General features: G+C 66.6%; 23 protein-coding genes, 2 tRNA genes and 1 pseudogene. 12 read left to right on the top strand and 14 right to left on the bottom strand.

The features are described from left to right. Positions 1 to 162: 162 nt before the first annotated feature. Positions 163 to 239 (top strand) — tRNA-Asp (locus ABOZ73_RS18800). A 120-nt stretch (positions 240 to 359) separates the two neighbouring features. Then, complete coding sequence (locus ABOZ73_RS18795; protein WP_369059622.1) at positions 360 to 758, top strand: hypothetical protein; 399 nt, start codon at positions 360 to 362, stop codon at positions 756 to 758. Between the two features lie 75 nt (positions 759 to 833). Here the strand turns inward: ABOZ73_RS18795 and ABOZ73_RS18790 are convergent, their stop codons facing one another. The 3 genes and pseudogenes from ABOZ73_RS18790 to ABOZ73_RS18780 form a co-directional block, all read right to left on the bottom strand. Next, entirely contained in the window at positions 834 to 1421 is a 588-nt protein-coding gene (locus tag ABOZ73_RS18790) for a hypothetical protein (protein ID WP_369059621.1), read from the bottom strand. Between the two features lie 74 nt (positions 1422 to 1495). Next, positions 1496 to 2626, bottom strand: a pseudogene (locus ABOZ73_RS18785) (glycosyltransferase); the annotation flags it as partial. A gap of 175 nt (positions 2627 to 2801) precedes the next feature. Continuing rightward, positions 2802 to 3533 (bottom strand): hypothetical protein, encoded by a 732-nt coding sequence (locus tag ABOZ73_RS18780; protein WP_369059620.1) that lies wholly within the window; start codon positions 3531 to 3533, stop codon positions 2802 to 2804. A gap of 183 nt (positions 3534 to 3716) precedes the next feature. Between ABOZ73_RS18780 and ABOZ73_RS18775 the strand changes: the two genes are divergently transcribed. Both ABOZ73_RS18775 and ABOZ73_RS18770 read left to right on the top strand, forming a co-directional pair. Beyond that, on the top strand, positions 3717 to 3884 hold the full coding sequence (locus ABOZ73_RS18775; protein WP_369059619.1) for a hypothetical protein: 168 nt from the start codon (positions 3717 to 3719) through the stop codon (positions 3882 to 3884). 9 nt (positions 3885 to 3893) lie between these two features. Beyond that, positions 3894 to 4280, top strand: coding sequence for a VOC family protein (locus ABOZ73_RS18770; protein ID WP_369059618.1), 387 nt, complete (start codon positions 3894 to 3896; stop codon positions 4278 to 4280). An 8-nt stretch (positions 4281 to 4288) separates the two neighbouring features. On the opposite strand, the gene ABOZ73_RS18765 is transcribed toward ABOZ73_RS18770, so the two are convergent. The 6 genes from ABOZ73_RS18765 to clpX all read right to left on the bottom strand — a co-directional run bounded on the left by ABOZ73_RS18765 (position 4289) and on the right by clpX (position 11657). Continuing rightward, positions 4289 to 4363: transfer RNA gene (locus tag ABOZ73_RS18765), tRNA-Val, on the bottom strand. Between the two features lie 101 nt (positions 4364 to 4464). Continuing rightward, on the bottom strand, positions 4465 to 4740 hold the full coding sequence (locus ABOZ73_RS18760; RefSeq protein ID WP_369059617.1) for an HU family DNA-binding protein: 276 nt from the start codon (positions 4738 to 4740) through the stop codon (positions 4465 to 4467). 167 nt (positions 4741 to 4907) lie between these two features. Further along, positions 4908 to 7307: an endopeptidase La gene (gene lon, locus ABOZ73_RS18755; protein ID WP_369059616.1), complete on the bottom strand. Its 2400-nt coding sequence runs from the start codon at positions 7305 to 7307 to the stop codon at positions 4908 to 4910. A 205-nt stretch (positions 7308 to 7512) separates the two neighbouring features. Continuing rightward, the gene (locus ABOZ73_RS18750; RefSeq protein WP_369059615.1) at positions 7513 to 8778 is read right to left on the bottom strand and encodes an MFS transporter; all 1266 of its coding nucleotides are present in this window, start codon (positions 8776 to 8778) and stop codon (positions 7513 to 7515) included. Between the two features lie 59 nt (positions 8779 to 8837). Next, positions 8838 to 10265, bottom strand: coding sequence for a S41 family peptidase (locus tag ABOZ73_RS18745; RefSeq protein ID WP_369059614.1), 1428 nt, complete (start codon positions 10263 to 10265; stop codon positions 8838 to 8840). A gap of 132 nt (positions 10266 to 10397) precedes the next feature. After that, positions 10398 to 11657 carry an ATP-dependent Clp protease ATP-binding subunit ClpX gene (clpX, locus tag ABOZ73_RS18740; RefSeq protein WP_277786307.1) on the bottom strand — a complete coding sequence of 420 codons (1260 nt, stop codon included), beginning with the start codon at positions 11655 to 11657 and terminating at the stop codon, positions 10398 to 10400. 375 nt (positions 11658 to 12032) lie between these two features. Between clpX and ABOZ73_RS18735 the strand changes: the two genes are divergently transcribed. Genes ABOZ73_RS18735 through recG form a run of 5 tightly spaced genes read left to right on the top strand, consistent with a single transcriptional unit; the run spans position 12033 to position 17540 of the window. Beyond that, entirely contained in the window at positions 12033 to 12683 is a 651-nt protein-coding gene (locus ABOZ73_RS18735) for an HAD-IB family hydrolase (RefSeq protein ID WP_369059613.1), read from the top strand. Positions 12684 to 12735: 52 nt separating this feature from the next. Then, positions 12736 to 14292 carry an alpha,alpha-trehalase TreF gene (gene treF / locus ABOZ73_RS18730; protein WP_369059612.1) on the top strand — a complete coding sequence of 519 codons (1557 nt, stop codon included), beginning with the start codon at positions 12736 to 12738 and terminating at the stop codon, positions 14290 to 14292. Positions 14293 to 14317: 25 nt separating this feature from the next. Next, positions 14318 to 14488, top strand: a complete 171-nt coding sequence (locus ABOZ73_RS18725; protein ID WP_369059611.1) for a hypothetical protein — start codon at positions 14318 to 14320, stop codon at positions 14486 to 14488. After that, entirely contained in the window at positions 14485 to 15429 is a 945-nt protein-coding gene (locus tag ABOZ73_RS18720) for a DMT family transporter (RefSeq protein ID WP_369059610.1), read from the top strand. The genes ABOZ73_RS18725 and ABOZ73_RS18720 overlap by 4 nt, the downstream gene beginning before the upstream one ends. A gap of 32 nt (positions 15430 to 15461) precedes the next feature. Next, on the top strand, positions 15462 to 17540 hold the full coding sequence (gene recG, locus ABOZ73_RS18715) for an ATP-dependent DNA helicase RecG (RefSeq protein WP_369059609.1): 2079 nt from the start codon (positions 15462 to 15464) through the stop codon (positions 17538 to 17540). On the opposite strand, the gene ABOZ73_RS18710 is transcribed toward recG, so the two are convergent. The 5 genes from ABOZ73_RS18710 to kdsA are packed head-to-tail and all read right to left on the bottom strand — an operon-like array spanning position 17517 to position 21768. Continuing rightward, the gene (locus tag ABOZ73_RS18710; protein ID WP_369059608.1) at positions 17517 to 18644 is read right to left on the bottom strand and encodes a DUF3089 domain-containing protein; all 1128 of its coding nucleotides are present in this window, start codon (positions 18642 to 18644) and stop codon (positions 17517 to 17519) included. The genes recG and ABOZ73_RS18710 overlap by 24 nt on opposite strands. Then, entirely contained in the window at positions 18641 to 18823 is a 183-nt protein-coding gene (locus tag ABOZ73_RS18705) for a hypothetical protein (RefSeq protein WP_369059607.1), read from the bottom strand. The genes ABOZ73_RS18710 and ABOZ73_RS18705 overlap by 4 nt, the downstream gene beginning before the upstream one ends. Then, complete coding sequence (locus tag ABOZ73_RS18700) at positions 18824 to 19879, bottom strand: FAD-dependent oxidoreductase (protein WP_369059606.1); 1056 nt, start codon at positions 19877 to 19879, stop codon at positions 18824 to 18826. A 6-nt stretch (positions 19880 to 19885) separates the two neighbouring features. Then, a complete protein-coding gene (gene rfaD, locus ABOZ73_RS18695; RefSeq protein ID WP_369059605.1) occupies positions 19886 to 20893 on the bottom strand; it encodes an ADP-glyceromanno-heptose 6-epimerase in 1008 nt (335 codons plus the stop codon). Next, positions 20890 to 21768, bottom strand: coding sequence for a 3-deoxy-8-phosphooctulonate synthase (gene kdsA, locus ABOZ73_RS18690; protein WP_369059604.1), 879 nt, complete (start codon positions 21766 to 21768; stop codon positions 20890 to 20892). The genes rfaD and kdsA overlap by 4 nt, the downstream gene beginning before the upstream one ends. A gap of 76 nt (positions 21769 to 21844) precedes the next feature. Between kdsA and ABOZ73_RS18685 the strand changes: the two genes are divergently transcribed. The 3 genes from ABOZ73_RS18685 to ABOZ73_RS18675 all read left to right on the top strand — a co-directional run bounded on the left by ABOZ73_RS18685 (position 21845) and on the right by ABOZ73_RS18675 (position 25692). Beyond that, positions 21845 to 23308, top strand: coding sequence for a deoxyribodipyrimidine photo-lyase (locus ABOZ73_RS18685; RefSeq protein ID WP_369059603.1), 1464 nt, complete (start codon positions 21845 to 21847; stop codon positions 23306 to 23308). 28 nt (positions 23309 to 23336) lie between these two features. Beyond that, positions 23337 to 24569, top strand: coding sequence for a class I SAM-dependent methyltransferase (locus tag ABOZ73_RS18680; protein ID WP_369059602.1), 1233 nt, complete (start codon positions 23337 to 23339; stop codon positions 24567 to 24569). A gap of 121 nt (positions 24570 to 24690) precedes the next feature. Beyond that, positions 24691 to 25692, top strand: a complete 1002-nt coding sequence (locus ABOZ73_RS18675) for a cysteine synthase A (RefSeq protein WP_369059601.1) — start codon at positions 24691 to 24693, stop codon at positions 25690 to 25692. The last annotated feature ends 3 nt before the right edge of the window (positions 25693 to 25695 follow it).

The following is a 25695-nucleotide window of genomic DNA, read 5'->3' as shown; positions in this document are numbered from 1 at the left end:
TTCGCATACTCGCGATCCTTGGCCGCAAAGGCCTTCTGGCGGGCTTTTCGGAAATTACCCACAGAAGCGTTGAAAGTGCTGTTGACACGAAAAGGGACCAGACCTACACAGCGCCCCTCGCCGCACGGCGGGACGCACTTCCCGCCCCGGCGGACAAAGAATGCGGATGTAGCTCAGTTGGTTAGAGCGCCGGCCTGTCACGCCGGAGGTCGCGGGTTCGAGCCCCGTCATTCGCGCCACTTTCTTTGAAGTGCCCATTCTTTCAAGTGTCCGGCCGATCATCGGCAACTCCTTACCGCAAAGCTCGTTTAGCGAACTGAACCGTGGCCATTCGCCGCGGCCCAACAACGCGGACGATCATGCGCACCTACGCCATCGCACTTCTCGCTCCCCTCGCCCTTCTCGCCGCCTGCGAGAAGAAACCGGCCCAGAAGGCCGAAGCCCCCGCACCAGCCAAGTTCAAGCTGGAATGCGTGATGCAGGAAGGCGACCCGCCCCTGGTCCTGCTGATGGATCCCGGCGCGAACCGATTCACCCTCGCCAATGTGCCGGGCGGCCCCAGCGGGGGCCTGGCCACCAGCGCCTACGAGTATCGGCTCACCATCACGCCGGGCGGCTCGTTCCAGCCGGGCGAGATCGTCGTAAATCGTTATGACGGCCAGATGCGCCGCACGGCCGTCAGCGAAGCCGGCCCGATCGTCCAGAACTGGATGTGCGTCCACGGGCCGAACGCGCCCGATTCTAGAAGCTGGCGATGATGGCGGCCACCGGCCGGGCCTGGTGATTCCGGCCCAGGCCGCTGGCGTCGGTGTCGTACCAGCGCAGATCGGCCGTCACGGTCGGCGCGAGACGCCAGTTGACGCCCAGGTTCCAGTAATGGAATCCCGTCCGCCGGCCAGCGTGCGCCGACCGATCGCGCCTGACACCGTGGCGCGGGTTGAAACACGCCAGCCGCCCTGCCCTTCGACCCACCAGGCCGCGTCGGGGCGCCCCTGCAGGTCGGGCGTGTAGTCCAGGCGCAGACGCCCCGAAGCTCGTCCCTGGTGGCGTGTGAGATCAAGCCGGTACTCGAACATGTCGCGGTCCCGCCCCGCCGACATGCCCGTGCTGTACTTGTAGTAGGCGGAAGCATCGATCCCATACGGGCCGATGGAGCGCGTGATTCCCGCGAGAATCTCGGCCTCGATCTCACGATCGTCCCAGCCGTTCTCCGTCATCATCAGCCCGCCGACATAGGCGCCCTCGCCCCGCCGCTCCACCCGCAGCAGCACGCCGGGATCCCGATCCGTCAGGCCCACGCCCTTGGCGTTGACGATCTCGCTGGCCGCCAGGAAACGCCCCGCCCAGCGCCAGTCTTCAGCCAGGGCGCTGGCCGGCGCGAAGAGGCCGATCATGATGGGGAGCAGAAGCCGGCGATCCATGAGAGCCCGTTCCAGGAGCTCTGACCGCTATGGCGCGGGCCGCACCGCCGCTTTCGAGTTCTTAAGGTCGCGCGCTAGGCGCTCAGCATCGTCGCCTGACCAAAGGCCGGGCGATCCGTCAGGCGGCCATAGACGCTGGAAAGCTGCTCGAACACCGTCGACCACGCATGACGGGCCACCGCCCGCGCCCGCGCCGCCGCGCCGACCGCCGCAACGTCGCGTTCGAACAGAGCGGCGATGGCCTCGGCCATGGCCGCGCCTTCCGACGCCACCGCCAGTTCGCCCACTTCTGAATCCACGGATTCGGCGACACCACCGGCGTTGACCCCGACCACGGGCAGGCCGCAGGCCATGGCCTCTAGCACGATCAGGCCGAAAGGCTCGGCGTCATTGGCGTGGACGAAGGCGTCGCAGGAGGCCAGCACCCGCGCCAGCTCGGCCGGCGATTTCTGATAGTCCATCGGAATGATGAAGTCGGAGGTCGGCGCGCCGGCGCCCGCCCCGACCAGCAGCAGGCGATAAGGATCACCAAGCGCCTCCACCGCCTCGACCAGCACCTCCAGGCGCTTTTCCCGCGCCGGACGGCCGGCGAAGACCAGCAAGCGTGTGTCGGCGGACAGGCCCAGTTGCCGGCGCAGCGCCTCTCGATCGGCGCGCTGAGGATTGAAGGCGTCGACATCCACGCCCAACGGCAGGGAAATGGCGTCCTCCACCCCCGCCTCGATCAGGCGGCCGGCGATAAAGCGACTCGGCGCCACGACCTTGGCGAACTGTCGGTAGATGGCGGCCCAACGCCTTTGAACAGGCTTCTCGGCCCACTCCCCGATATGCAGCGCCGCCAGCGCGCCCAGATCCGTGTGGCAGAAGCCGACCACGGGAATGCCCAGCTCGTCGCCCGCCTTCAGGGCGGCCAGGCCGGGGGTATAGACGTCGCCGGCCTCGATGATGTCCGGACGCTGGCGGATCAGCCGCTCCATCCAGCTGCGCTTGCCGATGGGCCAGCGATAGCCATCGCCGAATGGCAGCGGCGCTGCGTAGATGGAGACCTCCCCGTCACCGTCATGGGCATGTCGGGGGCCTGGGACCACGAGGGTGTGCCGAACGTCCGGGCGATGCGCTGCGAACCAGGCGCGCTTGTTGGTGAGATAGCGTTTCACCCCGCCGCTGCGGGGGGCGTACAGCATGGTCGTGTCGACCAGTCGAACCCGGCCGTCGGCGTCAAATGCGTTGCGGTCCGCCAAGCTCGCGGATGGTTCGAACTCGAAAGGACCAAAACCCGTAACACTCAAGCCGACGCCCTCGCCTCACGCCGCCCCACGCGGCCCAGGTAGCGATAAAGACGCTCGGGCACGACGAGGTTCCCGAGCGCGGTATTCAAGCTTAGCCAGTGATACGATAGCGCCCTTGGCTGTCCGGGCAAACACGAACGTAACGGTATTCCGTACGACCGCCCCAGTCCGCCGGCGCGGCCGCCAGACGGCAACGATTGCGCTCGGACCAGGCATAGTCGTAGCGACGGTTGCTCAGGCGGCGATCCTCCGCCGTCTCGCGGTACGGCACGGTCTGGTTATAGTCGAAGTAGTAGCCGGTGTTGTCGCAGCGGGCGTTCTTGTCGGCGTTGCTGCCGATCGCGGTGCCCGCGATGGCGCCGACGACGCCGCCAAGCACCGCGCCCTCAGTCTTGGCCCCGTTGCCGGCCACGCTGCCGCCCAAGACCGCACCGGCCAGAGCGCCGATGACGCCGCCAGCGGTCTTGTTCGTATTGCCGCCGCGACGTTCGCAGGGATTGTCACGATAGTAGGCCGATACCGGCGCGCCGTAGTCCCCGGCGGCATAGGCCGGAGCCGGATAGTTGAACTCGCCATAGCGACGGACATAGGCGCCATAGCCATAGCGGCGGTCGTATCGGGCGCGAGAGGCCTCATAGTCCGCGCGGCGGCGGTCATACTCGCGGCGCTGCGCCTCATAATCGCGGTTCTGCGCGTAATAGTCCCGCTGGTCGGCGCGGTAGTCGCGCATCTGCTGGCGGTAGCTGTCGTCATACTGCGCCAGGGTGGCGGAGGCCGTCCCCATGGTCAGGGCGGCGGCAAGGCCAATGGTCAGAGTCTTCATGTCGTTCCTCCGGGTCGAGCCGCCCTCGGCGGCCCCTTCGATGTCGCGATGGTCTTCGCCTCCCCGGAAAGGCTCGCAACGATCAGCCAGCAAACGCGACCCTAGGGGGATCGGTTGCAACGCCCCAAGCTTGACCATTCATGCGCGCATCGCCAAAAGCCCTGCTGCAAAGCGAGGAACTCCATGAGCGAAGCCGAGGAAAAGCCGGTCATCGACCCGCACGCGCCCCTGGCCATCGAGCCAGTCAGCGCCGCGATGGCGTTCCTGCGCTTCGCCGCCATCGCCCTGGTGGTCATGGTCGCCGCTTATGCCTGCGCCCAGGCCTTGCCGCCGCCCATCGGCCCCTTCTAAGCTTCTGCCATGCACATCGGCGCCCTTACCCTCGTCGTCCGCGACTATGACGAGGCGCGGGACTGGTACACCCAGGTCCTGGGTTTCGAGCTTCAGGAAGACACTCCGCTGAGCGCGGAAAAGCGCTGGCTGCGCGTGGCGCCGCCAGGAGCGCGCGAAACCGCCCTGCTCCTGGCCAAGGCCGCCACGCCCGAGCAATCGGCGGCGGTGGGCCAGCAGGCAGGCGGCCGGGTGCTGCTGTTCCTGAAAACCCGCGACTTCGACCGCGATCATGCCGCCATGCTAGCGCGCGGCGTACGCTTCCTCGAAGAACCGCGCCGCGAGCCCTACGGTTCGGTGGCGGTGTTCGAGGACCTCTACGGCAACCGCTGGGATCTTCTGGAGGACCGCTCCTAAGGGAGTGGTGGTGGGCGGCGAGGGGATCGAACCCCCGACCCTCTCGGTGTAAACGAGACGCTCTACCGCTGAGCTAGCCGCCCGGGAGACGCCTTCTAGCGGGCTGTTCGCTTCGTTGGAAGCGGCCATAGAAAAAGGCGGACCCGAATGGCGCCCGCCCTCTTCCGAAACTTACTGGAACTGCTCAGCCGTTCAGGGCGCCCTTGAGACCCTCGCCCACCTGGAAGCGGGCGGTCTTGGACGCCGGACGGTTCACCGTCTCGCCCGTACGCGGGTTGCGCGCAGTGCCCGCGGCGCGGGAAACGGCCTTGAAGGTGCCGAAGCCCACCAGACGCACGTCCTGGCCTGCCTTCAACGATCCGGTCACGGAATCGATGAACGCTTCCAGCGCATCCTTGGCTTGGTTCTTGTTGATGCCCGCCTTCTCGGCGATCGCCGTGACGAGTTCCGCCTTAGTCATGTAGTTCTCCCAGCCTAATGAACGGCGGCGCTTTTGTTTGTCTGCGCCGCTCGCTTCACCGGGAGTATGGCGGTTGTGTAACGCCCGTCAAACGAACGTAGGGCGGGAATCTCCCGCCCTACGCAAGTTATCAGCGATAACCTTGTTATTTATGATGTTCGCTAACCCTAGTGGGCGCGGACAGCATCACTGTCGAGGTCGTCCCCGCCCTTGATCGGGCGCATCGGCTCCTCGTCCTCGTTCCACTCCACCGGCGTCAGGGGGCCGGTCAGGGCGATCTTCAACGCTTCGTCGGCAGTCGAGATCGGGATGATCTCCAGCGCGTTCTTCACGTTGTCGGGGATGTCAGCCAGGTCCTTGGCGTTCTCCTGCGGGATCAGCACCGTCTTCACGCCCGAGCGCAGAGCGGCCAGCAGCTTCTCCTTGAGGCCGCCGATGGCCAGCACCCGGCCGCGCAGGGTGATCTCGCCGGTCATGGCGATATCCTTGCGGATCGGAACACCGGTCAGCACCGAGACCATTGACACGGCCATGGCCACGCCGGCCGACGGACCGTCCTTGGGCGTCGCACCTTCCGGCACGTGCACGTGGATGTCGGTCTTCTCGAACACCGGCGGCTTGATGCCGAAGCGCAAGGACCGCGAACGGACATACGAGTGCGCCGCCGAGATTGACTCCTTCATCACGTCCTTCAGGTTGCCGGTGACCGTGGTGCGGCCCTTGCCCGGCATCTTGACGGCTTCGATGGTCAGGATGTCGCCGCCGAACTCGGTCCAGGCCAGGCCCGTAACGATGCCCACCTGATCTTCGGCGTCGGTCTCGCCATAGCGGTACTTCTTGACGCCCGCGTACTTGGCCAGACGTTCGTCGTCGATGGTGATCGAAGCGACCTTCTCGCGCGCCAGATCGCGAACGACCTTGCGGGCCAGACCGCCCAGTTCACGCTCCAGCGAACGCACGCCGGCTTCGCGGGTGTAGTAGCGGATCAGGTCGCGGATCGCCTCGTCCGGAACGATGAACTCTTCCGGCTTCAGCCCGTGGTCCTTGGCCAGCTTCGGCAGGACGTGACGCTTGGCGATCTCCAGCTTCTCATCCTCGGTGTAGCCGGGGATGCGGATGATCTCCATGCGGTCCAGCAGCGGCTGGGGCATGTTCAGGCTGTTGGCCGTGGTGACGAACATCACCTGCGACAGGTCGTAATCGACTTCCAAGTAGTGGTCGCCGAAGGTCGAGTTCTGCGCCGGGTCCAGCACCTCGAGCAGAGCCGAGGACGGGTCGCCCCGCCAGTCGCTGCCCATCTTGTCGATTTCGTCGAGCAGGACGAAGGCGTTGGTGGTCTTCGCCTTCTTCATCGACTGGATGACCTTGCCGGGCATCGAGCCGATATAGGTGCGGCGGTGACCGCGGATCTCGCTCTCGTCACGCACGCCGCCCAGCGACATGCGCACGAACTCGCGAGCCGTCGCCTTGGCGATCGACTTGCCGAGCGAGGTCTTGCCCACGCCGGGAGGACCGACGAGGCAGAGGATCGGGCCCTTCAGAGAGTTGGTCCGGGCCTGCACGGCCAGGTACTCCAGGATCCGTTCCTTGACCTTCTCCAGGCCATAGTGATCGGCGTCGAGGATCGCCTCGGACTCGTTGAGGTCGATCTTCTTGGTCTTGGCCTTGCCCCACGGCACCGACAGCAGCCAGTCCAGATAGTTCCGCACGACCGTGCTCTCGGCGGACATCGGGCTCATGTTGCGCAGCTTCTTCAGCTCGCTCTCGGCCTTGGTCCGCGCTTCCTTGGACAGCTTGGTCTTCTTGATGCGCTTTTCGAGTTCGATGAGTTCGTCGCGACCATCGTCCTGGTCGCCCAGCTCGCGCTGGATCGCCTTCATCTGCTCGTTCAGATAGTACTCGCGCTGGGTCTTCTCCATCTGGCGCTTCACGCGCGAGCGGATCTTCTTCTCGACCTGCAGGACGCTGATCTCGCCTTCCATGAGGGCGAAGACCTTCTCCAGGCGCTTCACGACATTGAAGATCTCGAGCAGGTTCTGCTTGTCGCCAATCTTCACCGACAGGTGCGCGGCGATGCTGTCGGCCAGCTTGCCCGGCTCCGCGATCTGCGGGATCGAGGCCAGGGCTTCCGGCGGCACCTTCTTGTTGAGCTTCACATAGTTTTCGAACTGCTCGACCACGGCCCGCGACAGGGCCTCGGCTTCACGGCTCTCGCCGCCGTCCTCGGCCAGTTCGGCCACGTCGGCTTCGTAATATTCCGGATTGTCGGTGAACTTGGCCACGCCGGCGCGGCCCTTGCCCTCGACCAGCACCTTCACGGTGCCGTCCGGAAGCTTGAGCAGCTGCAACACGGTGGCGATGACGCCAACCTCGAAGATGTCCTCCGGAGCGGGATCGTCGTCGGCGGAATTCTTCTGGGTGAGAAGCAGGATCTGCTTGTCGCCCTTCATCACCTCTTCCAGGGCGCGCACGGATTTATCGCGGCCGACGAATAGCGGCACGACCATGTGCGGAAACACCACGATGTCCCGCAGGGGCAGCACAGGAAGGGTTTTGATCTCGGACATGATGCTTTCAACTCCTGGCCGGCGCGTTGCGTCACGCTCGACCTTACGGATCGCAGTCACTCAAACGATGCGCCTAAGTCGTACGATCCGTCCGCCCGCGATTGGACGGCGTTCGGAGATTTATGTGGACCTTTTGCGACCGCGTTCAAGCGGCGCCGCAGCGCAGCGGCAGGGGGTCGCAGGTAGAAGCGAGCTTATCCACAGCTCATTCGGCCTCTTTGCGAAGCGCCGCCAGAGCCAGGAAGCTGATCAGCGCGGCCGCGCTCAGATAGAAGCCGACCGGGGTCAGACCGCCTTTGTCCGCCAGAGCCTGGGCCACCATCGGCGCTAGGCCGCCGCCGAGGATGCCGCCGACGTTGAACGCCATGGACGCCCCCGTATAGCGCACGCGTGCGGGGTACAGGCCCGGCAGGAACGCGCCCAGCGGTCCATAGACCAAGCCCATCAGGAACAGGGCCAGGGCCAGAAATCCCCAGATCAGGAACAGCGAGCCCGACCCCATCAGCGGCGCGAGCACGAAACCAGCCGCGATCGTCAGGGCGCAGCCGGTCATCAGGACCTTTCGCGGCGTCCGTGCGTCCGACCAGTAGCCGGCGACCACGATGCCGACGGCCATGAACCCGATGGCGGCCAGCTGAATCCCGAGAAAGACCTGCCGGTTGTAGCCCAGCGTCGTCGTGCCGTAGCCGAGCGCGAAGGTCGTCGCGAGGTAGTAGAGCGCGAAGCAGGCCACCACCGCGAAGACGCCGCCCAGGGTCTGCAACGGATAGCCCGCCAGGACCTCGCCCAGCGGCGCCTTGGGCGGCGGCGCCTCGGCCATGGCCTGGGTGAAGGCGGGCGTCTCGCTGATCTTCAGGCGCACCCACAGCCCGACGGCCACCAGCACGGCGCTGGCCAAGAAGGGCAGACGCCAACCCCAGCTAATGAAGGCCTCGGGGCTCAGGATCATGCCCAGGATGAGGAACAGGCCGTTGGCGGCCAGGAAGCCGACAGGGGCGCCGAGTTGCGGGAACATGCCAAAGCGGGCCTTCCACCCTGGCGGAGCATTCTCCACCGCCAGCAGCGCCGCCCCGCCCCACTCCCCGCCAAGGCCAAGGCCCTGGGCGAAGCGCAGCATGCACAGCAGCAACGGCGCGATCCAACCGGCCATGGCGTAGGTCGGCAGGAAGGCGATGGCCACGGTCGAACCGCCCATCAGCAGCAGGCTGGCCACCAGGGTCGACTTGCGCCCCACCCGGTCGCCGAAGTGCCCGAACAGCGCCGCCCCGACCGGGCGCGCGAAGAAGGCGATGGCGAAGGTGGCGTAGGAGGAAATCAGCTGCATCGACGGCGACGCGCTGGGGAAGAACAACGGCCCGAACACTAGCGAGGCCGCGGTGGCGTAGATATAGAAATCGTAGAACTCGACGGCCGTGCCCACGAGGCTGGCGGTCAGAATCCGGCGGTTAGACGCCGACGCGACTTCGGTCATGTTTGTTTCCCCCTGCCCCGGCATCGCGCTGGGAGCAGGAGTTGTCAAGTATAAGCGCGTCAGGCCGCCGGCAGGCCGGCGATCCAGGCCTCCAAGGCCTTGGTGTCGGAAATGTCGTCGAAATAGGCTAGGGCTGGCTCAAAGGGACCCATGTCCTTCGGCGCGGAAGGCGAGAACGCCTGCAGCGTCGAGAAGACTGACAGGCCGCTCGGCAGGGTGTCCACCCGTACCTCGAAGAAATGGGTGTCGGCGTTTGTCGCCTGCCCCACATGGAGCGCGCCGAGCCGACGGAAATCCTGTGTCACGATCAGGCAGGACGAAAAGCAGATGTGATCGGTAAGCACGATCAGACGCCCCTCCATCAGCGACGGAGCGGTCGCGGCGGAACGGGGCGCCTCGCGGCTCTTGTCGCAGCGCACGGGAGCGGAGAACGGCTGGCCCGCCGCCTTTGCGGCGGTCGCTTGAGCGTGGAGATTATCGACGAACTCTTCGCCGATCTGCTTGCGCATCTCGGTCTTGTACAGGTCGATCTGCTTCAGGTTCCGGGCCGACAGCCGCCAAGCTGTGTTGCAGTCGCTTTCGTTGTCGCGCAACAGGGCGTTGACTCGGGGGCGGCCGACCAGGGCTTCCGCGATCTGCCGGCCAAAGACTGACGAACCGCCGCCATTGCCTCGCAGGTCCAAAACCACCATCGGCGCGGCGTGCAACTGCGCTGACTGTTTCTGCACCACCTGGACCACTTCAGCGGCCTTGCCGCCCAAGCCCTCGAGCGAGATCCAGTATCCACCCGCGAATGGCCGCACGCCGTACCCGGCTGCGCCGTAGGGAACCGCCTTCAACACCTTCGTCCGCAAGTCGGTCCGGCTGATTGGGCGCCAAGTCAGATTTTCAACGCGCTGGACCCCACCCCTTTCGAAGGTGCACGTCTTGGGCTTCAGGACGAAGGGATTGCCCTCGTCGATAAGCAGATAGGGAGCCGCCTGGATGCGTTGGGCGCCGACCCGCCACACGGCGCGGAATCCGCCGAGCTTTTCTTCGGCGAAGCGGGCGGCCGAAACGCCGTCGCATTCGACAATGACAGCATCGCGCAGATCGGCGACATCGGATTCGGCCACGGTCCAGGCGTCACCCTTCTTGGCGATGATTACGCCTGCCCAGTTCACGTCGGCTCGATAATTCACGCGCGAACCGACATGGGCGTCCCCCACGCCGACCGCGAAGCCCGACAGAACGGCGCCGTATCCTTCGATATTCTCAACCTGGGCGGCCCGGCTCTTCGCGAGCGTATAGTTCGCCTCGAGCGTCCGTACGAACTCGACGTCGCCTAATTCCAGCGCCGAGCCAGGGTGGTCCGTTTTAAGCAGATCGTAGGCCCCGTCCAGATCGATGCGCGTCATTGCACGCCACGTCTCCGCAGCGGTCTGGCCCGTAGAGGGGCTGGCGGTCAACGCCGCCGCGGCGGCCATGCAAATAATGCGGAAAGTCATCAGATCCCCCGATAGATGTGAATTAGACGACCGCCGTTCGCCGATCACGTGACAAATGGTTCAGGCGTGACCGAAAGAAAAACGGCGGCCCCGCGAGGAGCCGCCGTTTGATCTTTCAGGCTGCGGGAGCGTTTAGGCCGCCCCGCCCGCCTTCTTCTCGGCGTAGATAACCAGCGGCTGGGCGCGGCCTTCGACGACTTCCTGGTTCACGACCACTTCCTCGACGCCGTCATAGTTCGGCAGTTCGAACATGGTCTCCAGCAGGATCGCTTCCAGGATCGAGCGCAGGCCGCGGGCGCCGGTGCGGCGGGTGATGGCCTTGCGGGCCACCGCCGACAGGGCGTCGTCGGTGAAGGTCAGGCCGACATTCTCCATGTCGAACAGACGCTGGTACTGCTTGACCAGGGCGTTCTTCGGCTCGGTGAGAATCTTCACCAGGGCCGCTTCGTCCAGGTCCTCAAGGGTCGCGATCACCGGCAGACGGCCGATGAATTCCGGGATCAGGCCGAACTTGACCATGTCCTCCGGCTCGACTTCGCGCAGGATTTCGCCGGTGCGACGCTCATCCGGATCGGCGACCTTGGCGCCGAAGCCGATCGAGGCGCCCTGACCGCGAGCGCTGATCACCTTCTCCAGGCCGGCAAAGGCGCCGCCGCAGATGAAGAGGATGTTGGTGGTGTCGACCTGCAGGAACTCCTGCTGCGGATGCTTGCGCCCGCCTTGCGGCGGCACGGAGGCGACGGTGCCTTCCATGATCTTCAGCAGGGCCTGCTGCACGCCTTCGCCCGAAACGTCGCGGGTGATCGACGGATTGTCGGACTTGCGGCTGATCTTGTCGATTTCGTCGATGTAGACGATGCCGCGCTGAGCACGCTCGACGTTGTAGTCGGCGGCCTGCAGCAGCTTCAGCACGATGTTCTCGACGTCTTCACCCACGTAACCGGCTTCGGTCAGGGTGGTGGCGTCCGCCATGGTGAAGGGCACGTCGATGATGCGCGCCAGCGTCTGGGCCAGCAGCGTCTTACCCGAACCGGTCGGGCCGACGAGCATGATGTTGGACTTGGCCAGCTCGACGTCGTTGTTCTTCGTCGCGTGGTTGAGGCGCTTGTAGTGGTTGTGGACCGCGACAGCGAGGACCTTCTTGGCGTGGTCCTGACCGATGACGTAGTCGTCCAGCACTTCGCGGATCTCGCGCGGCGTGGGCACTCCGTCCTTGGACTTCACGAAGGCGATCTTGTGCTCTTCGCGGATGATGTCCATGCACAGCTCGACGCACTCATCGCAGATGAACACGGTCGGGCCCGCGATGAGCTTGCGCACCTCGTGCTGGCTCTTTCCGCAGAAGGAGCAGTACAGAGTGCTCTTGGTGTCGCCGCTGGCGGCTTTAGTCATATCGCTTCTCACGCTACGGCGGCGTCTGGTCGAAACCGGTCGCCACCACTCCCGAAAGACGTCTCGCTTCCTGTTCTAAATGCAGGATACGAGCCACGGGTTGTCTAAACCTTGACATTCCCCGATCCGAGCGCCCTTCACAACCCTTTGAGCGCTTAAACTGGGGATAGAGACACTAAACACGCCCCGGTTGAGGCAGCTTGCTTCCCATTAGGTCATATAGGACGTCGATACGCCACGCGGTAGCACCGCGACACCGCATCGCATCCGACAACGCCACAGCCCTGTTAGCGCCGAACGGGAATCGTGGTCGAAAACGTACCGAACAGTTGCAGTGCGTGAACGATGGTCAGACGCTCTAGGCGGCCCATGGGCATGGCCGCGCCTTCGCGGCCGATGAACGACCCGCTTGATGACAAGGCGTTGGTGGCGTTCGACTTCGACGGCACCATGACCGTCCGCGACAGCTTCACCGCATTCCTCGCCTGGCGCGTCGGCCGCGCCCGCTACACCTTGGGCGTTCTCAAACTTACACCCGCGATTCTGTCCTATCTGGGGCACCGTGACCGTGGGCGGCTGAAAGCCGCCGCCGTGGTCCAGTTCCTCAAGGGCGTGCCGCTCGAAAAGATCGAGGCCGAGGCCAAGGTCTTCGCCGAGACCCACGCCACCCGCCTGCTGCGTCCCGACGCCGTGGCCACCTGGCGGCGCTGGCGAGCCCGCGGCGCCCGGGCGGTCATCGTCACCGCCTCGCCCGAAACCATCGTCGCCCCCTTCGCGCGCGGCCTCGGCGCCGACGCCCTGATCGGCACCCAGCTGGAGGTCAACGCCTACGGCCAGGTCAGCGGCGCCTTCACCGGCGCCAACTGCCGCGGGGCCGAGAAGGTGCGCCGCCTGCAGGAGGTGTTCGGCGAGGACGTTCATCTGGCCGCCGCCTATGGCGACACCGACGGCGACAAGGAGATGCTCGCCATCGCCGACGAGAAGGGCTACCGGGTCTTCATCGGCAAGCCCGGCGCCCGCGCCTGAGGCAGCCACACGGGTCCTGACGCGTTCAGCCTCTGTTCAGTCGGAGGTATGCTTGCTTCGAAACATGGTCATCGCCGCCGCTACGGCTCTCTCCCTTGGAAGCGCGCATGCTGAGATCGCCACCCCGGCGGATCTGTATGGCGAGCTCTTCTATCAGGTGCAGATGCGGCGGCTGTTCCCCGACGGAAAGACCTTCGTCGACGCCACGCCGCGCCGCTCTCCCGAACAGATCCTGGCCGAGTACAGGACCAAGCTCTGGTTCTCGGACGAAGAGCTGAAGCGTTTCGTCATCGCCCATTTCGACCTGCCGCAAGAAGTCCTGGTCCCGACACCGTCCACGGCGCGGCCGCCCATGGACGCGCACATCTCCCGGCTGTGGCCGATCCTGACCCGCCAGCCCGCCGCCCCGCCGCCCGGCTCCACCGCCCTACGCCTGGATGAGCCCTACGTGGTTCCCGGCGGGCGGTTCCGGGAGATGTACTACTGGGACAGCTATTTCACGATGCTGGGCCTGGCGCAGGACGGGCGTCACGACCTGATCGAGGCCATGGTCGATGATTTCGGCAGCCTGATCGACCGCTACGGCCGCATTCCCAACGGCACGCGCAGCTACTACCTCAGCCGCTCGCAGCCGCCGTTCTTCTATTTGATGGTCGGCCTGGCCGATCAGACCGACCTGGCGTTGCTCAAGCGCCGGACCGACCAGATGCGGCGAGAGCACGCCTTCTGGATGGAGGGCGAGGAGGATGTGAAGGCCGGGGCCGCCTCCTCCCGCGTCGTGCGGCTGCCCGACGGCGCGACCCTCAACCGCTATTGGGACGACCGCGACACGCCGCGCGACGAGTCCTGGCGCGAGGACATCCTGACCGCCCGCGAGGGAAATCGCCCCGCCGCCGAGATTTTCCGCGACCTGCGCGCCGGGGCCGAAAGCGGCTGGGACTTCAGCGCCCGCTGGCTGACAGACGGACAGAACCTGCGGACCATCCGCACCACCGCCTTCGTCCCCGTCGACCTCAACAGCCTGATGTACGGGATGGAGCGGGCCATCGCCAACGCCTGCCGCCGCCTGGCCGAGCCGGAGTGCGGCGAGGAATTCGAACGCCGCGCCGATGCCCGCAAGGTCGCCATTGATCGCTGGCTATGGAGCCCGGAACGCGGCGCCTACGTCGACTATCGCTGGCGCGACCGCAAACCGTCGGACCTGATCACCGCCGCCGGCCTCTATCCCCTGTTCGTCGGCGCCGCCAGCCAGCGCCAGGCCAATATCGTCGCCCAGAAGACCTGGGATGAACTGCTCGCCCCCGGGGGCCTGCGCACCACGACGCTCAATACGGGCCAGCAGTGGGACGCGCCCAACGGCTGGGCGCCGCTTCAGTGGGTCGCCGTCAAAGGTCTGCGCAATTACGGCGAGGACGCCCTGGCCGGCGAGATCGGCAAGCGATGGCTGGCCACCGTGAACCGCGAATATCAGGCCAGCGGCCGGATGCTCGAAAAGTACGACATCGAGGAGGTCCGCCCCGGCGGCGGCGGCGAATATCCGCTTCAGGACGGCTTCGGTTGGACCAATGGCGTGACCCGGGCCCTACTCGCGCTCTACCCCCCGTCATGATCAACGTGCTATGGCGCGCCCCATCATGTCCGAAGACGCCAAGACCCCAGCCGAAAAGATGGCGGCCCTCGTCGCCGCCAAGAAGCAACGCCTCGAAGTCGGCGAAGGCCACACCTCCGGCCGCGCCCAGCGCAAGGCCGAGCAGCTGGCCTCCGCGCGCTCCGCTTCCAAGTCCAAGCCCTGGATGAGCCGGTGACGGCCGTCGCGCCCGTCAAACCGGACCTCTTCTCAAATCGCCGCTTCGTCTACCTCGCCGCCGCGTTCTGCTGCGTGCTGTGGGGCAGCTCGTACCCGGCGATCAAGAACGGCTACCGCCTGCTGGAGATCACCCGCACCGACCTGGCCGACCAGGTGGTGTTCGCCGGCTATCGCTTCGTCCTGGCCGGTCTGATCCTGCTTGGCGTGGCGGTCGCTCTACGCCGGCCGATCTTTGGCTTCACCCGCCGGCAGTTCGGCCAGATCACCCTGCTGGGTCTGGTGCAGACGACGGTGCAGTATGTGTTCTTCTACATCGGCGTCGCCAATGCGACGGGCGTGAAGAGCTCGATCATGAACGCCACGGGCGCGTTCTTCGGCGTGCTGATCGCTCACTTCGTCTACGCCAACGACCGGCTGACCGGGCGCAAGGCGCTGGGCTGCCTGGTCGGCTTCCTGGGCGTGCTGACCGTGAACCTGGGCAGCGGCCTGACCGACTTCGACTTCACGATCACCGGCGAGGGCTTCGTCGCCTTCTCGGCCTTCATCCTGGCCGGGGCGTCGATCTACGGCAAACGCCTGTCCCGCGACCTCGACCCGATGATCATGACCGGCTGGCAGCTGGGCATCGGCGGGCTGGTCCTCACTCTGGGCGGCATGGCCGTCGGCGGGGAGGTCCACGGTTTCGAATGGCGCTCCACCCTCCTGCTGATCCACCTGGGCGCGCTCTCGGCCGCCGCCTTCGCGATCTGGAGCCTGCTGCTGAAGCACAATCCGGTCAGCCTGGTCGCTCCGTTCAACTTCCTGATCCCGGTTTTCGGCGTGATCCTGTCTGCCGCGTTCCTGCATGAGACGATCTTCGCCTGGAAGAATCTTGCCGCCTTGATCCTGGTGTGCGGCGGCATCTGGCTGGTCACCCGCTCGGCGCGTCGCCCCGCCTGACGGCGGGCGGCAAGCCTTGCTATCGTGCCCCCATGCGGCCCGAGATTCTCTTCCCGCTCTTTGCTTCGATCGGCACGCTGAAGGGCGTCGGGCCGCGCGTCGCGCCGTTGGTGGAGAAGGTCGCCGGCTCCCTGGTCCGCGACGTCCTGTTCCTGACGCCGCAGTCGGTCATCCGCCGCACGCCGACCACCGCCGACAAGGTGGCCGAGGGCGAGATCCAGACCCTGGTCGTCACCATCGACGCCCACATCAAGCCGGGCCGCCCCAACCTGCCCTGGCGCATCCGCGCCTATGACGGCACGGGGTTCGTCACCCTGGTGTTCTTCAAGGTCTATGGCGATGCGCTGGAGAAGCAGAACCCCGTCGGCGAGCAGCGCATCGTCAGCGGCAAGGTCGAACGCTTCAACGGCGAGGTGCAGATCGCCCACCCGGACTATCTCCTTCCCGTCGAACGGGCGGACGAGATACCGGAGCTGGAGCCCGTGTATCCCGCCACGGCCGGGCTTGCCTCCCGCGCTATCCGCAAGCTGGCCAACGAGGCGCTCAGCCGCGCCACGGACCTGCCCGAGTGGCAGGACCCCGCCTGGCTGGCGCGCGAGGCCTTCCCCTCCTGGCGCGACGCTCTGGAGCGGGTTCATGAACCTCAGTCCGAAGCCGACCTCGCGCCGCTGTCCCGTGCGCGCCGGCGCCTGGGATATGACGAACTGCTGGCGCATCAGCTGGCCTTGGCTCAGCGCAAGGCGGCCCGCCGCTCGCACCCCGCGCCGAAGATCGCCAGCCGCGGCGTCCATGCCCAGCAGATCGAGGCCGCCCTGCCCTACCGCCTGACCGGGGCGCAGCAGCGCGCCTTGGCCGACATCGGCGGCGACCTGGCGTCAGGCGAGCGCATGAGCCGCCTGCTGCAGGGCGACGTCGGCGCCGGCAAGACCGTGGTCGCGATGCTGGCCGTGGCTGACGCCGCGGCGGCCGGGCTGCAGTCGGCCCTCATGGCGCCAACCGAAATCCTCGCCCGCCAGCACTACGAGACCATCGCCTCGCCGCTGGAGGCCGCCGGCCTGCGCGTCCTGCTGCTCACCGGCCGGGACAAGGGCAAGGTGCGGACCGAGAAGCTGCTGGCCCTGCTCGACGGTACGGCGCACGTGGCGGTCGGCACCCACGCGCTGTTCCAGGACGACGTGGCGTACCGAAGCCTCGGCCTGGCCGTCATCGACGAGCAGCATCGCTTCGGCGTGGGCGAGCGTCGCCGGCTGCAGGACAAGGGCGACGGCGTCCATCTGCTGGCCATGTCCGCGACGCCGATCCCCCGCACGCTGGAGCTGACGGTCTTCGGCGACCTGGATGTCTCGCGCATCGACGAGAAGCCCCCCGGCCGCACGCCCGTGGCCACCGCCGCCGTGCCGACCCCGCGCATCGGCGACGTGGTCAATCGCTTGAAAGCCGCCATCCGCGACGGCGCTCAGGCTTTCTGGATCTGCCCGCTGGTGTCGGAGTCCGAACTCATCGACCTCCAGGCGGCCGAGGGTCGGGCGGAAGACCTGCGCCGCATCCTCGGGGACTCCGTCGGCCTGGTACATGGCAAGATGCCTGCCGCCGACAAGGACGCGGTCATGGCCGCCTTCGCCGCCGGCAAGGTGTCGGTGCTAGTCGCCACCACCGTGGTCGAGGTCGGGGTCAATGTCCCCAACGCCAGCATCATGGTCATCGAACAGGCCGAACGCTTCGGCCTGGCTCAGTTGCACCAGTTGCGCGGCCGCGTGGGTCGGGGCGCGCGCGAAAGCGCCTGCGTCCTGCTCTACGATCCCCCGCTTTCGGAGACCGCCCAGGCGCGCCTCGACATCCTGCGCAAGACGGACGACGGCTTCCTGATCGCCGAGAAGGACTTGGAGCTGCGCGGCGGTGGCGATCCGCTGGGCCTGCGCCAGAGCGGCTTTCCCGCCTATCGCCTGGCCGACCCTGTCGCCCACCGTGAACTGATCGCAGTGGCCGCCGACGACGCCCGCCTGATCCTGGCGCGCGACCCGGAGCTGACCACCGAAAGGGGCGCAGCGCTCAGGGTGCTGCAGGAACTGTTCGACTGGCGCGCGGGATCACCGCTGGGCGAGGCGGGCTGAGGTCCAGGCTTCCAGCCGTCCTTGCGCATCCGCTTCAAGATCGGCGTAGAACAGATTGTATCCGCTAGCCTTCTTGCGATCCGCCCAGCCGCCGCTGTTCTTGAACGCGTCCGAGCGCGGTTTGGAGACCTTCAACAGGCCGGCCTGGCATTGCGCGGCGGCCTGACGCTTCAGGAAGGCCGGCCGGACGCCCCATTCCAATCCCGTGGCGTTGGCCGCGCCCAGGTTCAGCCGCTCGCTCGCCGCCTCGTCGGTCTGGGCGCCCAGCAACGGATTGACGCACAGCGCCTGCCGACCATCCAAATTCACCAGATCGCCGGCGCTGTTCCAGACCAGAGCCCGCTCCGGCAACAGGCGCTGCGCCTCCCGATCATTGGCCGGAACCGCCGTATAGGCGACGACGCAGCCGGCTTGCCGCCTCATCTGGCAAGCGCCGACCAGCGAGCCCGGACCATAGAGATCGGTCGGCGTCAGGGTTTGCAGCAGATAGGCCGCCGTCAGGCGAGCCCGCAGCACCGGATCAGGGGCGATCTCTTCCTGCAGAAGACGCGCGGCCAGTTCCCCGCCCTGCTCCACCCCGACCAGGATGAACGGCCGTTCGCCGCCATAGGCTGCCAGATAGCGCCGGAAGGCGGCACGGGCGTCCTGATAGGCGAAGCGCCGCGCCTCCCGCGCGTCCTCGCGCAGGGTCAGGCGGGTATAGAGGCTGGCCTGCCGGTAGCGAGGGGCGAACACGCGCCCCACCCGCTCGAACGGTCCCGCATAGTTGGGCAGCATGACCGTCGCCAGGGCCTGGTTGGACTGCTCCTTGCTGATTGGCGCGTTCCAATCGCCGCCGCCGTCATAGGTGGTCGGGTGCAGGAAGAAGACGTCCGCCGCCGGCGCGTCGGCCGCTGGCGTTTCGGCGCGGGCCGGAAGCAGCGCCCAGGCGTCCGCCTGCGCATAGTTCGGCGCGGGGGGCGGATTGTAGGTTTGGTAGGGAACCTTCGGGTCCAGCCCCGTGCGCAGGATGTCGTCCCGCCACACGAAGGCGGCGGAGGCGAGCAGGCCCAGGACGAGAATCACGCCCGCCAATACGGTCAGCTTCACGCCGCGCCCGCTCATGACGTCGGCCCATGAATATCGGGCGAGCGAACCCGCTCCATCCGCACGCCCATGCCCAGGAAGCGGGCCGGAAGCCGGCGCAGCCTGGGGCAACGGTCAATCAATCGCACGAGCCAAGCGGCGCGCGGCGCGCCCTTGCCCGCCAGAATCGCGGCAATCACGCGCTGCTGGACGAACACCTAAATCGCCTGGGTCAGCTTGACCTGCCACGCCCGGCGGCGCTCCACCGCCGCCAGGTCAGCGTCCAGGAGGCGCCCCTGCCGCAGCGGCCCGGAAAGGATGTTGGCCGCGGCGACCGCGTCCTGGATCGCCAGGTTCACCCCCACGCCGCCCACGGGCGACATGGCGTGGGCGCTGTCTCCGATGCACAGCAGGCCCGGCCGCCACCAGCGTTCCAGCCGATCGACCGTCACGGTGAGCGTCTTCACCTTCTCCCAGTCGTCCAGCACGCCGACGCGGCCGGCCAGGATCGGCGACAACTTGGCGATCTGAGCCTGCAGCGCCGGCAGCCCCGCCGCGCGCACCTGGTCGGAGCCGCCTTTGGGAATGACATAGCCGCACTGATAGTACTCGCCGCGCGGGATCATCACGAAGATGCGGCCGGCGTCGAACCGGCCCAGCGGCGTATCGCCATCCGCCTCCTCGCGAGGCAAGCGCATCCACAAGACATCCATAGGGGCGCCGAGATCGCGCTTGGGCAGGCCGCTGAGATCGCGGATCACGGAGTCGCGACCATCGGCGGCGATGATCAGGTCGGCGGTGATGGTTAGAGGGCCTTCGGCGTCCTGCGCCTCCACGCCGACCACCTTGCCGTCGCGCTCGATCAAGCCGACGGCCCGCGTCTTCATCCGCACGCCAAACTCTGGATAGCGCTGCGCCTGCTCAGCCAGGAAGTTCAGGAAATCCCACTGGGGCATGATCGCCAGGAACTTCGCGGCGGTCGGCAGATGTCCGAAATCGGCGACGCGGAACCGCTCATTCCCGAACTCGCCCGAAAGCTCGACCACCTTCTGGTGCGGCAGCCGCAGGAATTCCTCCAGCACGCCCAGGTCAGCCATCACCTGCAAGGTCGAGGGATGGATCGTGTCGCCGCGGAAGTCGCGCAGGAAATCGCCGTGCTTCTCCAGCACGACGGTCTCAACACCCGCCCGCGCCAGCAGAAGGCTCGCAACCATGCCGGCCGGGCCGCCGCCGACCACGACGCAACGAGTTTTCAGGGCGCGCGTCGCGGACATCGAGGATCAGGCGTAGGGATCGGGCTGCGAGAGGTAGGACTGGACGTAGTCGGTGACGCCCTCTTCCAGGGTGCTGAACGGCTTGGCGTAACCCGCCGCCTTCAGCCGCTCCATGCTGGCCTGGGTGTAGTATTGGTACTTGCCGCGCAGGCCGGGCGGCATGTCGAAATACTCGATCTTCGGCGTCTTGCCGGCGGCCTTGAAGGTCGCCTCCGCCAGATCCTTGAACGACCGCGCCTGGCCAGAGCCCAGGTTGTAGACGCCGTTCACCTGCGGGCTCTGTGTCAGCCACTCCACGACGTCGGCGACATCGCGAACATAGACGAAATCACGCAGCTGGCCGCCATCGGCGTAGTCGGGATTGTGCGACTTGAAGAGCCGCACCGTGTCGCCGTGAACAACCTTCGGCCAGATCTGGGCGACCACCGACTTCATGCCGCCCTTGTGCTCTTCGTTCGGCCCGTAGACGTTGAAGAACTTCAGTCCGACCCACTGGGGTGGGGCGTAGTCGCGGGCCGCCTGGCGAGCCGCGAACTGGTCGAACAGCGCCTTGGACCAACCATAGGTGTTCAGCGGCCGCAGGGCGGTCAGGGACTGATAGTCGTCCTTGTCCTCGAAGCCTTGTGAGCCGTCGCCATAGGTGGCGGCCGACGAGGCGTAGATGAACCGCCGCTGGTGATCCGCGCACCAGCGGAACAGGTCGCGCGACAGGGTGAAGTTGGCGTGGATGATCTTGTCGGCGTCCGGCTCGGTCGTGGACGACACCGCGCCCATGTGGACCACCGCCTCGACGTCACGCCAGCGCTTATCCAGCCACTCCCACATGTTGTCGGGATGGACAAAGTCGCCGATCGGGTGCTTGGCGATGTTGCGCCACTTGCCGGTGTCGGCCTCGCGCAGACGGTCGCAGACCACCACGTCCAGGCTCGGATCCTGGGCCAGGCGGCCGACGATGTTGGAGCCGATGAAACCGGCCCCGCCGGTCACGAAGATGATGCGGCGGGGCGCGCTCATGCGGCCGCTCCCAGGCGCTTTTTGGCCAGATGGTCGTATTCCAGCAGTTCGGCGATCAGGCCTTCGAACTGGCTCATCGGCACCATGTTGGGCCCGTCCGACGGCGCATTGTCCGGATCGGGGTGAGTCTCCGTGAACACCGCCGCCACGCCGATGGCCACGGCCGCGCGGGCCAGGACCGGCACGAACTCGCGCTGGCCGCCCGAGCTGGTCCCGTGCCCGCCGGGCTGCTGGACCGAGTGGGTGGCGTCGAAAACCACGGGGCAGCCGATCTCGCTCATGATCGGCAAGGAGCGCATGTCGGAAACCAGGGTGTTGTAGCCGAAGGAGGCGCCGCGCTCGCAGGCCATGACGTTCGGATTGCCGGCGCCGGTGACCTTGGCGATGACGTTCTTCATGTCCCACGGGGCCAGGAACTGCCCCTTCTTGATGTTGATCGCCCGCCCGGTCGCGGCGGCGGCCAGCAGCAGGTCGGTCTGGCGGCACAGGAAGGCCGGGATCTGGATGACGTCGACGGCCTCGGCGACCAGCGGGCAATGCTCGGTCTCGTGCACGTCGGTCAGGGTAGGCAGGCCGGTGACCTCGCGGATCTCGGCGAAGATCGGCAGGCTGTCCTTCAGCCCGATGCCGCGCTGGGCGTTGGCCGAGGTGCGGTTCGCCTTGTCGTAGGAGGTCTTGTAGATCAGGCCGATGCCCAGGCGGCCGGCGATCTCCTTCAGGGCGTGCGCGGTCTCCAGCGCATGCTGACGGCTTTCCATCTGGCACGGGCCGGCGATGATCGACAGGCGCTCGCGCTGACCGATGCGGACAGGCTTGCCCGTCGGCGTTTTAATCTCGATCACCGCGTTCGGCTGGACGGATTTCGTTTCAGTCAAGGTAAGCCTCATCCAGACGGGTCGAAGACACGTAATTGGCCCTCAGGAATTGTAAGCGCAAGCGAAAGGGGTGGCGATGACGCAGCAAAGTCCGGTGATCGTGTGGTTCCGCCGAGACCTGCGTCTGGCCGACAATCCAGCCCTTCACAAGGCCGCCCAGCATGGCGGGTCCGTGATCCCCGTCTATATCCTGGACGAGACCAAGGACGTCCGCCCCATGGGCGGCGCGTCCTTGTGGTGGCTGGACAAATCCCTGCGCGCCCTTGGCGAAGACCTGGAGGCCGTCGGATCACGACTGATCCTGCGCCGCGGGTCGGCGGGCGAAATCCTCAAGGCGTTGGTCGAGGAGACCGGCGCCGAGTGCGTCCTGTGGAACCGCCTCTACGATCCGGACACCATCAAGCGGGACAAGGCGATCAAGACCGACCTCGAGAAAGCCGAGACATCGGTCGCCTCCTGCAACGCCTCCCTCCTGACCGAGCCGTGGGAGCTCAAGACCGGGACCGGCGGGCACTACAAGGTCTACACCCCCTTCTGGCGGGCGCTGCGGTCTCAGGTCCATATCGACGTCATCCGCCGCGCGCCGGACGCCCTTCCCGCGCCGTCGCGCTGGCCGGCGTCCGACAGGCTCACGGACTGGGATCTACACCCAAGCAAACCCGACTGGTCCAAGGGCTTCTCAGACTGGACGCCCGGGGAAGCCGGGGCCAGCGAGCGGCTGAGCGACTTCCTGGACGAGAACCTGCGCGACTATGCCGAAGGGCGGGATTTTCCGGCGCGAGAGGCGACCTCCCGCCTCTCTCCCCACCTGCACTTCGGCGAGATCGGCCCTCGCGCCATCTGGCGGGCCGCCCACGCCGCGGCCCATCGCGGAGCCTCGGACAGCCAAGTGGACAAGTTCCTGTCGGAGTTGGGCTGGCGGGAGTTCAACCACGGCCTGCTCTACGCGCGCCCTGATCTGCCGCGGCATCCGTTCAAGCCGGCCTTCGACCATCTGCCCTGGCGGCATGACAAGCACGGCCTGGAAGCCTGGAAGCGCGGCCGCACCGGCTATCCCTTCGTCGACGCCGGCATGCGGGAGCTGTGGGCGACCGGCTACATGGAGAACCGGGTGCGGATGATCACCGCCTCTTTCCTGACCAAGCACCTGCTGATCGACTGGCGCGAGGGCGAGGCGTGGTTCTGGGACACGCTGCTCGACGCCGACATGGCCAACAACGTCAACAACTGGCAGTGGGTCGCCGGCTGCGGGGCCGACGCCTCGCCGTTCTTCCGCATCTTCAACCCCATCGCCCAGGGGCAGAAGTTCGACGCCGACGGCGACTACATCCGTCGCTGGGTTCCAGAGCTGGCCGGCCTGCCCGCCAAGCACATCCACGAGCCCTGGATGGCCCCACAGGCCGTTCTGGACAAGGCGGGGGTGCGATTGGGCGACACCTACCCCAAATGTATCCTTGAGCACGACGCGGCCCGCCGCCGAGCGCTCGACGCCTACCAGGCGGTGAAGGCCGACGCCAATTCGCCGCAGTTGAACGATTGATGGTAAGCTTGTCGCACGGAGGAAACGCATGACTGACATGCCGCTCGATCTTCCGAGGCTTAAGGAAGATCCCGACCTCAAGCTGGCCCCAGCGGTCTTCCGCACGCTGGTTCGCGTCTGCGCCGAAAATTGGCTCTACGGCGCGGTGACCTTCATCCTGCCCTCCGGCCGCGCCATCCCGATCAAGGGCTCCAAACCCGGCCCGAACGGCATCCTGAAGATTCGCGACTACCGCTTCGTCGGCCGGGTGTTTCGCGCCGGGGACATCGGTTTCGCCGAGGGCTACATGGCCGGCGAGTGGGAGACCCCCGACCTCGCCGACCTGCTGACGGCGTTCACCCTCAACTTCGATCGCATCAAGGCCCTGGTCGACGGCAATCCGCTGATGCGGGCCGTGAACTTCATCGGTCACCTGTTGCACGCCAACACCCGCAAGGGGTCGGCCAAGAACATCCACGCCCACTACGACCTGGGCAACGCCTTCTATTCGCGGTGGCTCGACCCCTCGATGACCTATTCGTCGGCCAAGTTCGATCCGGCGCACCCGTCGCTCGAAGACGGCCAGCATGAGAAGTACGCCGCCCTCGCCAAGACCATGGCCCTGTCGCCCGGCCAGAGGGTGCTTGAGATCGGCTGCGGCTGGGGCGGCTTCGCCGAGTTCGCCGCCAAGGAACGCGGCGCCCACGTCACGGGCATCACCATCTCGCGCGAGCAGTACGACTTCGCCCGCAAGCGCATCTTCGAGGCGGGCCTGGCCGAGCGCGCCGACATCAAGCTGATCGACTATCGCGACGTGGACGGGCAGTTCGACCGCGTGGCCTCCATCGAGATGTTCGAGGCCGTGGGCAAGTCCTACTGGCCGACCTATTTCCGCAAGGTCCACGACGTGCTGTCGCCCGGCGGCCTGGCGGCGCTGCAGATCATCACCATCCGCGACGAACTGTTCAGCCACTACCGCAGCCGCGCCGACTTCATTCAGAAGTACATCTTCCCCGGCGGCATGCTGCCCAGCGAGGCGCGGCTGGACGAGGAGACAGCCAAGGCCGGCCTCCGGCGGCAAAGCCTGGTGCGCTTCGGCCAGGACTATGCCGACACCCTGGCCGAATGGGCCCGGCGCTTCGAGGCCGCCTGGGCCGACATCAAGCCCCTGGGCTTCGACGAGCGGTTCCGCCGGCTGTGGAAGTTCTACCTGGCCTATTGCGAGGCGGGCTTCCGGACAGAGCGGACCAACGTCATCCAGCTGGGTCTCGCGCGGTCCTGAGTGAGGCCTGATTAGAGACGCTGAAGGCGCGCCGCGCGGCTTCAGAAAAGCTGCCCTTGCATCACCGGGTCCCGTGACGATTTACGGGCAGCCCGTTTTCCAGCCCTCGTGAAGGCTTCGCATGACCGTCCAGACCAGCGTCCTCGACGCCATCGGCGATACGCCCCTGATCCGTCTCAAGCGGGCCAGCGACGCCACCGGCTGCGAGATCCTGGGCAAGGCCGAGTTCATGAACCCCGGCCAGTCGGTGAAGGACCGCGCGGCCCTGCAGATCATCCGCGACGCCGAGGCCAAGGGCCTGATCCGTCCGGGCGGCCGCATCGTCGAAGGCACCGCCGGCAACACGGGGATCGGCCTGGCCATGGTTGCCTCGGCGCTCGGCTACAAGGCGACCATCGTCATCCCCCGCACCCAGAGCCAGGAGAAGAAGGACGCCATCCGCCTGCTCGGCGCCGAGCTGGTCGAGGTGGACGCCGTCCCCTATTCCAACCCCGACAACTATGTCCGCTATTCCGGCCGCCTGGCGGAGGATCTGGCCCGCACGGAGCCCAGCGGCGCCATCTGGGCCAACCAGTTCGACAACGTCGCCAATCGCCAGGCGCACTACCTGACGACGGGTCCGGAAATCTTCGACCAAACAAGAGGTAAGGTCGACGCCTTCATCTGCGCCGTCGGCTCCGGCGGCACCTTGGCCGGGGTCGCCGAAGCGCTGAGAGAGCGCAAGCCCGGCGTCCAGATCGGCCTAGCCGACCCGCACGGCGCGGCGCTCTACAACTGGTACGCCCACGGCGAGCTGAAGTCGGAAGGGAATTCGATCAGCGAGGGGATCGGCCAGGGGCGCGTCACCGCCAACCTCGAGGGCCTGAAGATCGACAGCCCCTATCGCATCTCCGACCAGGAGATGCTCGAGGTGCTCTACGACCTCGTCCAGTACGAGGGCCTGTGCATGGGCGGCTCCACCGGCATCAACGTGGCCGGGGCCATCCGCATGGCTGGCGACCTGGGGCCGGGCCACACCATCGTGACCGTTTTGTGCGACCACGGATCACGCTATCAGAGCAAGCTGTTCAATCCGGCGTTCCTGGCCGAGCGTGGCCTGCCGACGCCGCCCTGGCTTGCCTGAGGT

It is taken from the genome of Caulobacter sp. 73W (assembly GCF_041021955.1).
In the GTDB taxonomy this organism is placed as follows: domain Bacteria; phylum Pseudomonadota; class Alphaproteobacteria; order Caulobacterales; family Caulobacteraceae; genus Caulobacter.
This window is presented reverse-complemented; position numbering and strand designations above follow the sequence as displayed.

What these genes read in the sequence shown, in the direction of transcription:
- ABOZ73_RS18780 (WP_369059620.1), bottom strand. Translation starts at nt 3,533, where the DNA reads ATGAAGACTCTGACCATTGGCCTTGCCGCCGCCCTGACCATGGGGACG.
- ABOZ73_RS18710 (WP_369059608.1), bottom strand. Translation starts at nt 18,644, where the DNA reads ATGAGCGGGCGCGGCGTGAAGCTGACCGTATTGGCGGGCGTGATTCTC.
- recG (WP_369059609.1), top strand. Translation starts at nt 15,462, where the DNA reads ATGCGGCCCGAGATTCTCTTCCCGCTCTTTGCTTCGATCGGCACGCTG.
- ABOZ73_RS18725 (WP_369059611.1), top strand. Translation starts at nt 14,318, where the DNA reads ATGTCCGAAGACGCCAAGACCCCAGCCGAAAAGATGGCGGCCCTCGTC.
- ABOZ73_RS18680 (WP_369059602.1), top strand. Translation starts at nt 23,337, where the DNA reads ATGACTGACATGCCGCTCGATCTTCCGAGGCTTAAGGAAGATCCCGAC.
- ABOZ73_RS18735 (WP_369059613.1), top strand. Translation starts at nt 12,033, where the DNA reads ATGGCCGCGCCTTCGCGGCCGATGAACGACCCGCTTGATGACAAGGCG.
- ABOZ73_RS18745 (WP_369059614.1), bottom strand. Translation starts at nt 10,265, where the DNA reads ATGACTTTCCGCATTATTTGCATGGCCGCCGCGGCGGCGTTGACCGCC.
- ABOZ73_RS18700 (WP_369059606.1), bottom strand. Translation starts at nt 19,879, where the DNA reads ATGTCCGCGACGCGCGCCCTGAAAACTCGTTGCGTCGTGGTCGGCGGC.
- ABOZ73_RS18760 (WP_369059617.1), bottom strand. Translation starts at nt 4,740, where the DNA reads ATGACTAAGGCGGAACTCGTCACGGCGATCGCCGAGAAGGCGGGCATC.
- ABOZ73_RS18795 (WP_369059622.1), top strand. Translation starts at nt 360, where the DNA reads ATGCGCACCTACGCCATCGCACTTCTCGCTCCCCTCGCCCTTCTCGCC.
- clpX (WP_277786307.1), bottom strand. Translation starts at nt 11,657, where the DNA reads ATGACTAAAGCCGCCAGCGGCGACACCAAGAGCACTCTGTACTGCTCC.
- lon (WP_369059616.1), bottom strand. Translation starts at nt 7,307, where the DNA reads ATGTCCGAGATCAAAACCCTTCCTGTGCTGCCCCTGCGGGACATCGTG.
- ABOZ73_RS18750 (WP_369059615.1), bottom strand. Translation starts at nt 8,778, where the DNA reads ATGACCGAAGTCGCGTCGGCGTCTAACCGCCGGATTCTGACCGCCAGC.
- ABOZ73_RS18790 (WP_369059621.1), bottom strand. Translation starts at nt 1,421, where the DNA reads ATGGATCGCCGGCTTCTGCTCCCCATCATGATCGGCCTCTTCGCGCCG.
- ABOZ73_RS18675 (WP_369059601.1), top strand. Translation starts at nt 24,691, where the DNA reads ATGACCGTCCAGACCAGCGTCCTCGACGCCATCGGCGATACGCCCCTG.
- rfaD (WP_369059605.1), bottom strand. Translation starts at nt 20,893, where the DNA reads ATGAGCGCGCCCCGCCGCATCATCTTCGTGACCGGCGGGGCCGGTTTC.
- ABOZ73_RS18775 (WP_369059619.1), top strand. Translation starts at nt 3,717, where the DNA reads ATGAGCGAAGCCGAGGAAAAGCCGGTCATCGACCCGCACGCGCCCCTG.
- ABOZ73_RS18770 (WP_369059618.1), top strand. Translation starts at nt 3,894, where the DNA reads ATGCACATCGGCGCCCTTACCCTCGTCGTCCGCGACTATGACGAGGCG.
- ABOZ73_RS18685 (WP_369059603.1), top strand. Translation starts at nt 21,845, where the DNA reads ATGACGCAGCAAAGTCCGGTGATCGTGTGGTTCCGCCGAGACCTGCGT.